At 64.9% G+C, this 11,462-nt stretch carries 12 protein-coding genes and 1 tRNA gene; 11 read left to right on the plus strand and 2 right to left on the minus strand.

Going from position 1 to position 11,462, the window contains the following annotated elements; genetic code table 11:
* Positions 1 to 190 precede the first annotated feature (190 nt).
* A complete protein-coding gene (locus LOC57_RS02860) occupies positions 191 to 1,570 on the plus strand; it encodes an MFS transporter (RefSeq protein ID WP_227911776.1) in 1,380 nt (459 codons plus the stop codon).
* On the opposite strand, the gene dcd is transcribed toward LOC57_RS02860, so the two are convergent.
* Both dcd and LOC57_RS02870 read right to left on the minus strand, forming a co-directional pair.
* Positions 1,567 to 2,181, minus strand: coding sequence for a dCTP deaminase (dcd, locus tag LOC57_RS02865; protein WP_227911777.1), 615 nt, complete (start codon positions 2,179 to 2,181; stop codon positions 1,567 to 1,569). The two genes, LOC57_RS02860 and dcd, sit on opposite strands and share 4 nt — an antisense overlap.
* A 22-nt stretch (positions 2,182 to 2,203) precedes the next feature.
* Positions 2,204 to 3,058 carry a tryptophan 2,3-dioxygenase gene (locus LOC57_RS02870; RefSeq protein ID WP_227911778.1) on the minus strand — a complete coding sequence of 285 codons (855 nt, stop codon included), beginning with the start codon at positions 3,056 to 3,058 and terminating at the stop codon, positions 2,204 to 2,206.
* 69 nt (positions 3,059 to 3,127) lie between these two features.
* Here LOC57_RS02870 and LOC57_RS02875 point away from each other — a divergent pair, with 69 nt between their 5' ends.
* From LOC57_RS02875 to LOC57_RS02920, 10 genes are all read left to right on the plus strand, one after another.
* Positions 3,128 to 3,616, plus strand: a complete 489-nt coding sequence (locus tag LOC57_RS02875) for an SseB family protein (RefSeq protein ID WP_227911779.1) — start codon at positions 3,128 to 3,130, stop codon at positions 3,614 to 3,616.
* Between the two features lie 189 nt (positions 3,617 to 3,805).
* On the plus strand, positions 3,806 to 4,822 hold the full coding sequence (locus tag LOC57_RS02880) for a M4 family metallopeptidase (protein WP_227912400.1): 1,017 nt from the start codon (positions 3,806 to 3,808) through the stop codon (positions 4,820 to 4,822).
* Positions 4,819 to 5,127, plus strand: a complete 309-nt coding sequence (locus tag LOC57_RS02885; protein ID WP_227911780.1) for a protealysin inhibitor emfourin — start codon at positions 4,819 to 4,821, stop codon at positions 5,125 to 5,127. The genes LOC57_RS02880 and LOC57_RS02885 overlap by 4 nt, the downstream gene beginning before the upstream one ends.
* Before the next feature lie 76 nt (positions 5,128 to 5,203).
* Positions 5,204 to 5,274: transfer RNA gene (locus LOC57_RS02890), tRNA-Gly, on the plus strand.
* Between the two features lie 88 nt (positions 5,275 to 5,362).
* On the plus strand, positions 5,363 to 5,824 hold the full coding sequence (panD, locus tag LOC57_RS02895) for an aspartate 1-decarboxylase (RefSeq protein ID WP_227911781.1): 462 nt from the start codon (positions 5,363 to 5,365) through the stop codon (positions 5,822 to 5,824).
* A 9-nt stretch (positions 5,825 to 5,833) separates the two neighbouring features.
* Positions 5,834 to 6,760, plus strand: a complete 927-nt coding sequence (locus LOC57_RS02900) for an AEC family transporter (protein WP_227911782.1) — start codon at positions 5,834 to 5,836, stop codon at positions 6,758 to 6,760.
* 174 nt (positions 6,761 to 6,934) lie between these two features.
* A complete protein-coding gene (locus LOC57_RS02905; RefSeq protein WP_227911783.1) occupies positions 6,935 to 8,257 on the plus strand; it encodes an extracellular solute-binding protein in 1,323 nt (440 codons plus the stop codon).
* Positions 8,254 to 9,216 (plus strand): carbohydrate ABC transporter permease, encoded by a 963-nt coding sequence (locus LOC57_RS02910; RefSeq protein WP_227911784.1) that lies wholly within the window; start codon positions 8,254 to 8,256, stop codon positions 9,214 to 9,216. The genes LOC57_RS02905 and LOC57_RS02910 overlap by 4 nt, the downstream gene beginning before the upstream one ends.
* On the plus strand, positions 9,216 to 10,058 hold the full coding sequence (locus LOC57_RS02915; protein WP_227911785.1) for a carbohydrate ABC transporter permease: 843 nt from the start codon (positions 9,216 to 9,218) through the stop codon (positions 10,056 to 10,058). The genes LOC57_RS02910 and LOC57_RS02915 overlap by 1 nt, the downstream gene beginning before the upstream one ends.
* 38 nt (positions 10,059 to 10,096) lie before the next feature.
* Positions 10,097 to 11,353, plus strand: a complete 1,257-nt coding sequence (locus LOC57_RS02920; protein ID WP_227911786.1) for an ABC transporter ATP-binding protein — start codon at positions 10,097 to 10,099, stop codon at positions 11,351 to 11,353.
* Positions 11,354 to 11,462: the final 109 nt, after the last annotated feature.

Consider the following 11,462-nt stretch of genomic DNA (forward strand, 5'->3'; position numbering starts at 1 on the left):
TCTCGTCGATTGTGCAGCGCTAAAGGCTGTAGTGATCGCTGTAGTTATCAAGGGGGCGGTCAAGGTCGTACATACATTCTACCCATGGCATACACATCCCTTCCTATTCGGGTACGCCGGCGCTACACCCAGCAGCCGCACGGCGGCGTGGAATGCCGGGGAAAATGCCGGTTGCCGTTAGGCTCTGCGCATGAGTGTCAGAACACATAAAGAGCCCGCGGGGGCGGCGCCCGCTTCCAAAGCCGCCCGGTGGAAGCAGGTAGCGGCATGGGCCGCCTGGGACTGGGGCTCGGCGTCCTTCAATGCGGTGATGACCACTTTTGTCTTCACCGTCTACCTGACCTCCAATGCCTTCGGGGACACGGATGACAACTCCGCGGTGCTCGGCGCAGCGCTGGCCGTTGCCGGCGTCGCGGTCGCGCTGCTGGCACCCATTACCGGACAACGGTCCGACGCCGGCGGCCGGCGCCGCACCTGGCTCACCGTCAACACGCTGCTGACCTGCGTGCTGATGGCGGCGTGCTGGCTGGTGCTGCCCTCCCCCGATTACCTGATCCTCGGCGTGGTCCTGATTGCAGTGGCCAACCTCTTCTTCGAATTCGCCGGCGTGAACTACAACGCCATGCTGAGCCAGGTGTCCACTCCCGCCTCAGTAGGCAAAGTCAGCGGGCTCGGCTGGGCCATGGGATACGTGGGCGGCATCGCCGCGTTGGCCCTGGTGCTGGTGGGCTTTGTCCAGCCGGAGGTCGGCTGGTTCGGCGTCACCTCGGAGAACGGCCTGAACCTGCGCTCCGTAGCCCTGTTCTCCGCGGTATGGTTCCTGCTCTTCGCGCTTCCGCTGATGTTCGCGGTTCCGGAGGTTCCGCGGCAGGACGCCGTGGCGCGGATCGGTTTCCTGGCCTCCTACAAGCTCCTGTTCCGGCGCATCAAGGCCCTGTACAAGACCGACCGGCACACTATTTACTTCCTGCTGGCCAGCGCCGTCTTCCGTGACGGACTCGCTGCCGTGTTCACCTTCGGCGGCGTGATCGCTGCGGGAACATTCGGCTGGGAGCTCTCCGAGGTGATCATGTTCGCCATCTTCGGCAACGTAATTGCCGCCGTCGGATCCGTGATCGGCGGTTTCCTCGATGACCGGGCCGGACCCAAGCCGGTAATCATCGGGGCCCTCATCGGGCTGATCCTGGCCGGCACCGCCGTTGTGGTGCTGGGACCGGGGAACCAGGACATGCTGGGGCTGCAGTGGAGCGGGGACACCACGTTCTGGATCTTCGGCCTGCTGCTGTGCCTGTTCGTAGGCCCCGCACAGGCTGCCTCACGTGCGTTCCTGGCACGGCTGGCACCTGTTGGCAAGGAAGGGGAACTCTTCGGGCTCTACGCCACCACCGGACGGGCCGTCAGTTTCCTGGCCCCCACCCTGTTCTCCGCCTGCATCGTGATCTTCGGTGCTCAGCGCTACGGCATCATCGGCATCGTGGCCGTGCTGCTGCTGGGACTGCTGGTCCTGCTTCCGGTCCGCTCCCCCGGCCCCCGCACCCGGTCCGGAGACCGGGCGGGGCAGGCAGGCTAGGAAGCGGCGGCTTCCGCCGCGGCGCCGTCGGTTCCACCGACGTCGGTGCGGTGGAAGTTGAGGTGGCTGCGCGACGCCGTCGGGCCGCGCTGGCCCTGGTAGCGGTTGCCGTACCGGCCGGAGCCGTAGGCGTACTCAGCCGGGGAGCTGAGGCGGAAGAAGCACAGCTGGCCAATCTTGGACCCGGGCCACAGCTTGATCGGCAGGGTGGCCATGTTGGAGAGCTCCAGCGTCACGTGGCCGGAGAAGCCCGGGTCGATGAAGCCGGCGGTCGAGTGCGTGAGCAGCCCCAGCCGGCCCAGGGAGGACTTGCCTTCCAGGCGGGCGGCAATGTCGTCCGGCAGGGTCACCTGTTCATAGGTGGAACCCAACACGAATTCGCCCGGATGCAGGATAAAGGGCTCGTCCGGGTCAACTTCCACCAGCCGGGTCAGCTCAGACTGGTCCAGCGAGGGGTCGATGTGGGCGTACTTGTGGTTGTCGAACAGCCGGAAGAAGCGGTCGATGCGCACATCAACGCTGGAAGGCTGGACCATCGCGGGGTCATACGGGTCCAGGGCAATCCGGTTCTCGGCAATCTCGGCTCGGATATCGCGGTCAGAAATCAGCACTCTTCAAAAATAGCGCATGCCCCTAGCGGCCGATTTCAGTGCGCACCGCGTACAGCTCGGGGAAGAACGTCAGTTCCAACGCCCGGCGCAGGAAGCCGGCACCGCTGGAACCGCCCGTGCCCCGCTTCATGCCGATGGTCCGCTCCACGGTCTTGAGGTGTCGGAAACGCCACAGCTGGAAGTTGTCCTCCAAGTCCACCAGTTCCTCGCAGGCCTCGTAGATGTCCCAGTTCGCTTCGTGGTTCTCATATACGTACTTGAAGATCTCCAGCAGTGATTCGTTGTAGACGTGGGCCTTGCGGACGTCCCGGTCCAGCAGCGCCGGGTCCACGGCGTAGCCCCGGCGGTGCAGGCAGCGGATGAACTCGTCATAGATGCTGGTCTGGGTCAGCAGCCCTGACAGCAGCGCCTGTGCTTCCGGATCTGCCTGGAAGACGGCGATCATGGCCTCGTTTTTGTTGCCCAGCAGGAACTCCACGGCCCGGTACTGGTAGGACTGGAACCCGCTGGAAGCACCCAGGTCGCCGCGGAACTGCGCGTATTCGGACGGGGTCAGGGTGGCCAGCACCGACCACTGCTCGGTCAGCGAGCGCTGGATGTGCTTGATCCGGGCAATTCCCTTCATGGCCGAGCGCAGGTCATCCTCCTGCAGCCGCGTCCGGACGGCCAGCAGTTCGTGCAGGACCAGCTTCAGCCACAGCTCCGAGGTTTGGTGCTGGATGATGAACAGCATCTCGTCATGGTGCTCCGGCCGGCTCACCGGGTGCTGGGCCGAGAGCAGCTGGCCCAGGGCGAGGTAGGACCCGTAGCTCATCTTGTCGCTGAAATCGCGTTCAATGCCGGGCTCGAGGCTGCGGGTGTTCTCATTGCGTTCCATGCCCACCACGGTAACCGGCGGATATGCCAGACTTGGGTTTTTGCCCCCCGATCTTCCCAAGGAGTTTCCATGGAACCGGACAACACCCCAGAAATCCCGGCGATGCCGCTTGCCCATGAGGATGCCCCGGCCCCCGGCGCAGCACTGGAAGAGGCCATCACCGCTGGCCGTGAAGGACGGCTCAGCAACCGTGAAGTAATGTCCGTCATCTGGACCTCCGAGCTGCTCAGCGTGGGACGCCTGGCCAAGGAGGACGACCCGGCCACCTTCCAGGCCGTGGTCCTTAAAGCCCCGGACGCGGAGTACTCGGTGGCAGCAACCTTCACGTCCGCCGACCGGATTCCGCAGCAGCTGCGCGAAGCGGCTCCCGTGGTGGTGAAGGCCAGTGGCGAGGCGACCATCCGCAGCATCGCCCCGGGATACGGCATGTCGGTCAACCCCGGCCATGAGGTGGGACTGGAAATCGGTCCGGACGTTGTTGCGTCCCTGGTCGCAGCGTCCGAACTGGCTGATGAAGATGCAGACGGTTCGGATCGGCAGGCGTCAGCGGAGGGCTAAATCCGGGCCGGACGGACCCGAATTAGGCGGATTGGGTTGCGTTACGGCCATTTGATGGTCATTTTGCGGTACTAGCCCTTGCAGTGTCGGTGGTGGAGCCTACGCTTGGGAACCTCACAACAGATGGAGGGCTGTACCGTGACCAAGCCGAGCGTTACTCATTCGATCTGTTCCATCGTTCCGCCCTATATGCTCAAGCGCCTCGCTGCGGCCGACGACCCTGCCCGGGCGACGGCGGCCGCGGCGGCACGCCGCACCCTCACCGCCGAATCAAATATCGCTGCGGTCCGCTCTATCCCGCACCAGGTACCGGCCCGGGGAGCGGGAACAGCCTTCGCCCCTTCACTGCGCCGCAGCGTTGCAGACGCCCTCGGCTTGGAGGAACTGCCCGGTACCGTGGTGCGCTCCGAGGGACAGCCGCCCACCTCCGATCCGGCGGTGGATGAAACCTATGACGGGCTGGGCGCCACCTACCGTCTCTTCAACGACGCCTTCGGCCACTCCTCCCTTGACGGCGCGGGCCGCTCGCTGGAGGCAACCGTCCACTACGGACACGACTACGACAACGCCTTCTGGGACGGTTCCCGGATGGTGCTCGGCGACGGAGACGGCGAGGTATTCCAGCGCTTCAGCAAATCCCTCACCGTTATCGGGCACGAGCTGACGCACGGACTGATCCAGTACACCGCCCAGCTCACCTACCAGGACCAGGCGGGCGCCCTGAACGAATCCGTGGCAGATGTCTTCGGTGTCCTGGTGGAGCAGAAACTGCTGGGCCAGGAAGCGGCCGAAGCCAGCTGGCTGGTGGGTGCAGGACTGTTTACCGAGCAGGTGGGCGGACAGGCACTGCGGTCCCTCAAGGCTCCGGGCACTGCCTACGACGACGACGTGCTCGGCAAGGACCCGCAGCCGGGGACCATGGACGGCTATGTATCCACCACGGCCGATAACGGCGGAGTGCATGTCAATTCCGGCATCCCCAACCACGCTTTCTACCTGGTTGCTGCGGCACTTGGCGGGTACGCCTGGGAGCGTGCCGGCCAGATCTGGTTCGACACCATTACGGAGCGGAATTTCCCGCCGGACGCCACTTTCGCGGTCTTCGCCGGAGCCACGATTACCGCTGCCGAAAAACGGTACGGGGCCGGAGCCGAAGAAACTTCTGCTGTGCAGGCCGCATGGAAAGAGGTTAACGTCATGGTATGAGACTGGTTGTAGTGCGCAGCGGCGGCTTCGCGGGCATGCAGCGCACCTGGAGCACGCAGGTCACCCCTGAAGAGGCGCAGGAACGCTGGCTGCCCCTCCTGCAGGACCCGCCCGAAGCCGTGGACGGTGAACCGGACCGCTTCATTTATGAAATCTCGGTGGGTCCGGAGGCCGTCACGATTCCCGAGCGCGAGGTCAAGGGCCGGTGGCGTGAACTCGTTGAGCGGGCCCGCAGCGGCGGTCCGGACGACTCCGCTGCTGCGCAGGCTTCAGCGCAGGACACCGGCCCCGCACGCGAGGCGTGAGAGCCCCGCACTGCGAATTCGGCAACCGTGCGGTTCCATGTAGAGTTAGGGACTGCACCGGATTCTTCCGGGCGCTGCGGGCGTAGCTCAATGGTAGAGCGCTAGCTTCCCAAGCTTGATACGCGGGTTCGATTCCCGTCGCCCGCTCCCTTTGGGTCCGTTCCGTTCCCTGCCTGTGAGCCCCCGTCAACCCCGGGGCTCGAAGTCCGCCGCAATCGGCGTAGACTTGTCCGCGATGAACCGGAAAATGTTTAAGTCCAAGATCCACCGCGCTACGGTGACCCATGCCGACCTGCATTACGTGGGTTCGGTGACGGTCGACCTCGACCTGCTCGAAGCAGCGGACATCCTGCCCGGCGAACTGGTCTCGATTGTCGACGTCACCAACGGTGCCCGCCTGGAGACCTACACCATTGCAGGCGAGCGGGGCTCCGGCGTGCTGGGCATCAACGGTGCCGCCGCCCACCTGGTGAACGTGGGCGACACCGTCATCCTGATTACCTACGCCGACATGACCACCGAAGAAGCCCGCAGCTTCGTGCCCACCGTGGTCCACGTGAATTCCGCCAACCGCATCCTGGAGCTGGGCACGGATCCGGCCGAAGCAGTCACCGAGGGCACCGAGCGTCCGCCGCTCGCCCTGGACAACAGCCAGCTCACGGGCGACAACGTGAGCTCCGCCGCCCAAGCGGGATAACAGCTTCGGGTGCTGGGGGTACTCACCGGATTCGCCGTTGTATGGATCATCATCCTTACCGGCTATGCCATCGGCCGGCTCAAGGTACTGGGCGACAACGCCCAGACCGTCCTGAGCCGGCTCGCGTTTTTTGTCGCCTCCCCCGCACTGCTGCTCACCACGCTCAGTGACGCGGACCTGCCCACGGTTTTCTCCCTGCCGCTGCTGGTGGCTGCCGCCAGCGCCCTGGCCACCGGCGGACTGTACGTCCTCGCCACCCGCTGGTGGCTGCGCCGGCCGCTGCCGGAAACCCTGGTGTCAGCCATGTCCTCGTCCCTGGTCAACGCGGCGAACCTCGGACTTCCAATTTGTGTTTATGTCCTTGGCGACGCCGCCTACATTGCCCCGGTGCTGATTTTCCAGCTGGCCTTCTTCACCCCGTTTTTCCTGATGATGCTTGATTCCGCCACCAGCGGGCGGCGCACCTCGGTGGCAGTCTTCGCCGGGCAGGTGATCCGCAACCCGATTGTGGTGGGCTCGCTTATCGGCCTGTTCCTGGCCGCCACCGGCCTTCGGCTGCCGGAAATCATCCACGAGCCGGTGGCCCTGATCGCCGGCGCAGCGGTGCCGGCCATGCTGCTGGCCTTTGGCCTGTCCCTGGTGGGCTCGCGTCCGCTGGATGCCGGCGGTGGGCGGCGTGCCGACGTGATCCTCGCTTCGGGCTTCAAGCTGCTGCTGCAGCCGATGCTGGCCTACCTGCTGGCCCGCTTTGCCCTCGGCATGGAAGGCCACCTGCTCTTCGCCGTCGTCGTTACGGCAGCCCTGCCCACGGCCCAAAACGTCTTTGTGGCCGCCTCGCGGTATGGCGAGGGGGTGCTGGTCGCGAAGGACACCGTCCTGCTTACCACCGTCGCTTCCCTGCCCGTCCTGGTGCTGGCCGCTGCCCTCCTGACCTGAGGTTCTACGCGCTTTGGCACGTTTCTTTGTGGCGTAAATTACTATCTAGGCCTATGGTCAAAGCACTTGCTGCTTAGTGTTTGCTGGGAGTCACTCCTAGAGTTCGTTTGCAAGTCACAGCCACGCGGGCCGTACTGCAGCCCGCGCCTACAACGAGGTGGAGGCACAGTACCGATGCCAAAGGATGCAAGACACTGGGGGCGCACCCGGAAAGGGGCCCGGGCCGCTGTCGGCGTTGCCTTGGCACTCGGCGCGACCCTCCTGACCGGCTGCGGCACCGATGAGGGCGCAGCACCCACTCTGACCTGGTACATCAACCCGGATGCCGGCGGCCAGGCGGAGCTGGCCAAGCAATGCACCGAAGCATCCGGCGGTGCCTACACGATTGAAACGTCCCTCCTGCCCAACGATGCTGCGTCCCAGCGGGAGCAGCTGGCCCGGCGCCTGGCCGCCGGCGACAAGAGCATGGACATCATGAGCCTTGATCCGCCCAACGTGCCCGAGTACGCGGAACCGGGCTACCTTGCCCCGGTGCCCGCCGACGTCGCCGAGCGCACCACCCAGGGCGTTCTTGAAGGCGCCCTCGCGGGCGCAAAGTGGAAGGACGAAGTGGTGGCCGTGCCGTTCTGGGCCAACACGCAGATCCTCTGGTACCGCAAGTCGGTCGCTCAAGCTGCGGGGCTGGACATGAGCAAGCCGGTGACCTGGGACCAGATCATCGAGGCCGCCAAGAGCCAGGACAAGTACATCGGCGTCCAGGGCGCCCGTGCCGAATCAATGACGGTCTGGGTCAACGCACTGGTGGAATCGGCCGGCGGCACCATCGTGGAGAACCCGGACGCCCCGGCCGATGAACTCAAGCTCGGCCTGGACACCGAAGCGGGCAAGCAGGCAGCAGAGGTGGTCTCCACCATCGGCAAGGAGGGCCTCGGCGGGCCCGGGCTGCCCACCCAGACGGAAAACACGTCCATGATCCAGTTCCAGGGTGACCAGGGGTCCTTTATGGTCAACTACCCCTTCGTCTGGCCGGCCACCAACGCGTCGGTGGAAGAAGGGGCCCTGCCGGACACGCTGATCGACGACATTGGCTGGACCCTGTATCCGGCCATGACGGAAGGCGAAGAAACCGCGCCTCCGCTGGGCGGCATCAATCTGGGTGTGGGCTCGAACAGCCAGCACCCTGACCTTGCCTACCAGGCCATTGAATGCATCGTCTCCCCGGAGAACCAGGCCCAGTACTTCGCCACCAACGGCAATCCGCCGTCCAATGAAGACGCCTACAACGACCCCTCGGTTACGGAAACCTTCCCGATGGCTCCCACCATCAGGGATTCCCTGGAGCTGGCTAAGCCACGTCCTCAGACCCCGTACTACAACGAAATCTCCACCGGCATCCAGCAGACCTGGACACCGCCGAGCGACGTAAACCCGGATTCCACACCGGCCACCAGCCAGGAGTTCATCATCGAGGTCCTTAGAGGGGAGAAACTGCTGTGAGCACTTCCGTCGAAGCAGCCCGGGAAGCCCCGGCACCTACCCGTCCCGTCAAGCAGCCCCTCAGCGACAGGGCCAAAGCCGAACGCCGGCTGGGCCTGTGGCTTGCCGGGCCCGCGTTCGTCATCATGCTGGCCGTCACGGCCTACCCCATCCTGCTGGCCCTGTGGGAATCGCTGTTCAAGTACCGCCTGACCGCGCCTGCCGACCGTGAGTTCGTGGGGCTGGGCAATTACGCCACCATCCTTTCGGACGGCCTGTTCTGGCGGGACCTCGGCGTCACCGTCCTGATCACGGTCATCACCGTGGTTGTGGAACTGATCCTCGGCTTTGCCCTGGCCCTGGTCATGAACAGCGCCCTGAAGGCCGTCCGCGGCTGGCTGCGGACCGCCATCCTGGTGCCGTACGGCATCATCACCGTGGTCTCCGCCTTTGCCTGGTTCTACGCCTTCGACATCAACTCGGGCTACATCAACAGCTGGTTCAGCTGGGTGCCGGGCATCGACGCGGACCTGAACTGGTTCGCCGACACCTGGACGGCGCTGTTCGTCATCATGGCATCGGAAATCTGGAAGACCACACCGTTCATTTCACTGCTCCTGCTGGCCGGCCTGGCGCAGGTGCCCGGAGAACTGACCGAAGCGGCCGAAGTGGACGGCGCAACCTGGTGGCAGCGCATGTCCAAGGTCATCATCCCCAACATGAAGGCCGCCATCATGGTGGCGGTCCTGTTCCGGGCACTGGACGCGTTCCGCATTTTCGACAACGTCTACATCATGACCAACGGCGCCTACGGCACCGAGGTGCTCTCGCTGTTGGCCTACCGGACCTCCATCACACGCCTGGAGATCGGCATGGGTTCGGCAGTATCGGTCCTGCTGTTCGTCTGCGTGATCATCATCTGCTTCATCGCCATCAAACTGTTCAAGGTGGACCTTACCGGTGCACGAGGGGGTAACTAGTGAAATCCTCACCAACCAAGCGGCGGTGGATCTGGGGCATCATCTCGGTGCTGGTCATCCTGTACGCGCTCTTCCCCGTCGCCTCCATCTTTGCGACCTCGTTCAAGCTGCCGAGCGACCTGACCTCCGGGACGTTCCTGCCCAACACCTGGTCAACCACCAACTACGAGCAGATCCTGGTCGGCGACGCGCAGGGCCTGTTCCTGAGTGCCCTGCGCAACTCCATCGGCATCTGCCTCATTGCCACGTTCGTCGCCGTCATCCTGGCCACCCTGTGCGCGTACGCCATTGCCAGGCTGGATTTCCCCGGCAAGCGCCTCGTGCTGACCACGGCACTGGGCGTATCCATTTTCCCGGTGATCTCCATCGTGACCCCGCTGTTCAACCTGTGGCGCAACATCGGCCTCTACGACACCTGGCTCGGGCTGATCATTCCCTATCTGTCCCTGACCCTGCCGATCTCCATCTGGACCCTGGCAGCGTTCTTCCGGCAGATCCCGTGGGAACTGGAACAGGCCGCCCAGGTGGACGGTGCCACCACGTGGCAGGCGTTCCGCAAGGCCATCGTGCCGCTTGCGGCGCCCGGCGTCTTTACGACGGCGATCATCGCGTTCTTCATTGCGTGGAACGACTTCGTGTACGGCATTTCGCTGACCTCCACCGAAGCAGCCCGGCCGGTTCCCGCCGCCCTGGCGTTCTTCACCGGCGCTTCCCAGTTCGAGGAGCCCACAGGAGCCATTTCGGCGGCGGCCATCATCGTCACCATTCCCGTAGTTGTCCTGGTGCTTGCGTTCCAGCGCCAAATCGTCTCCGGCCTAACCCAGGGCGCCGTCAAGGGCTAGTCCCTTCGGCACCCGGATGAAAGAAAAGGATCCCAACCATGGCATCTATTACCCTTAACCACCTCGTCAAGAAGTACGGCGACGGTTTCCCGGCCGTCAACGACGTCAGCCTGGATATCGCCGACGGCGAGTTCGTCATCCTTGTGGGCCCGTCCGGCTGCGGCAAGTCCACCCTGCTGCGCATGATCGTGGGCTTGGAAGACATTACCTCCGGCGACCTGCTGATCAACGGCCAGCGCGTCAACGACAAGGCGCCGCGGGACCGCAACCTGGCCATGGTCTTCCAGAACTATGCCCTGTACCCGCACCTGACCGTGTACGAAAACATTGCGTTCCCGCTGCGCCTGAACAAGGGCAAGTACAACGACGAGCAGGTGAAGAAGCTCGTCACCGATGCCGCCGCCACCCTGGAACTGACCGAGCACCTGGACCGCAAGCCGGCCAACCTCTCCGGCGGGCAACGGCAGCGGGTGGCGATGGGACGGGCCATTGTCCGCCAGGCCGATGCCTTCCTGTTCGACGAGCCGCTTTCCAACCTGGACGCGAAACTGCGCGGCCAGATGCGCTCGGAGATCTCCCAGATGCAGCGCCGGCTGGGCGTAACCAGCATCTATGTGACCCACGACCAGACCGAGGCCATGACCCTCGGGGACCGGGTGGCCGTGCTGAAGAAGGGCATCCTGCAGCAGGTGGCATCCCCGCGGGAACTCTACGAACAGCCCATCAACCTCTTTGTGGCCGGGTTCATCGGCTCCCCTTCCATGAACTTCCTGCCCGCCACGCTGGAGAACGGGGTGCTGCGCACCGCCGTCGGCGATATCCGTATTCCGGAAGAGAAGGCAGCCAAGGCAGCAGGCAAGAAGGTTGTCCTGGTCGGTATCCGCCCGGAGTTCTTCGAGGATGCGTCGCTTGTGGAGGGACACAAACTGGAGCACGGTTCCACCTTCACCGCGCCCATCACGCACACTGAGTGGCTGGGCAATGAGCAGTACGGGTACATCCACTTCGATCCCACGCCCGAGGTTCGTGAACTGCTGGACGCCCTGGCGCGGGACATGGACGCCGACGAGCTCCGGCCGCAGGTGGTGGTCACCCTCGACGCCGCCAGTAGGATCCGCGGCGGCCGCGACGCCGAACTGTGGCTGGACACCCGCAAGGTACATCTCTTCGATCCCGAGACGGGCGATAACCTCACCCGGGATGCCGCCGCCGGTGCGGAGCTGACCGAGGAAGCCAACGCCGCCCGTGCCGAGGAGATTGCCGCAGCACGCGAGGACGTTCCCGCCGCGTCCTAACCTCCCGCGGGGGGGGGGGGGGGGGGGGGGGGGGGGGGGGGGGGGGGGGGGGGGGGGGGGGGGGGGGGGGGGGGGGGGGGGGGGGGGGGGGGGGGGGGGGGGGGGGGGG

The sequence above is a fragment of the Arthrobacter sp. zg-Y750 genome (genome assembly GCF_020907365.1).
Taxonomy (GTDB): Bacteria; Actinomycetota; Actinomycetes; order Actinomycetales; family Micrococcaceae; genus Arthrobacter_B.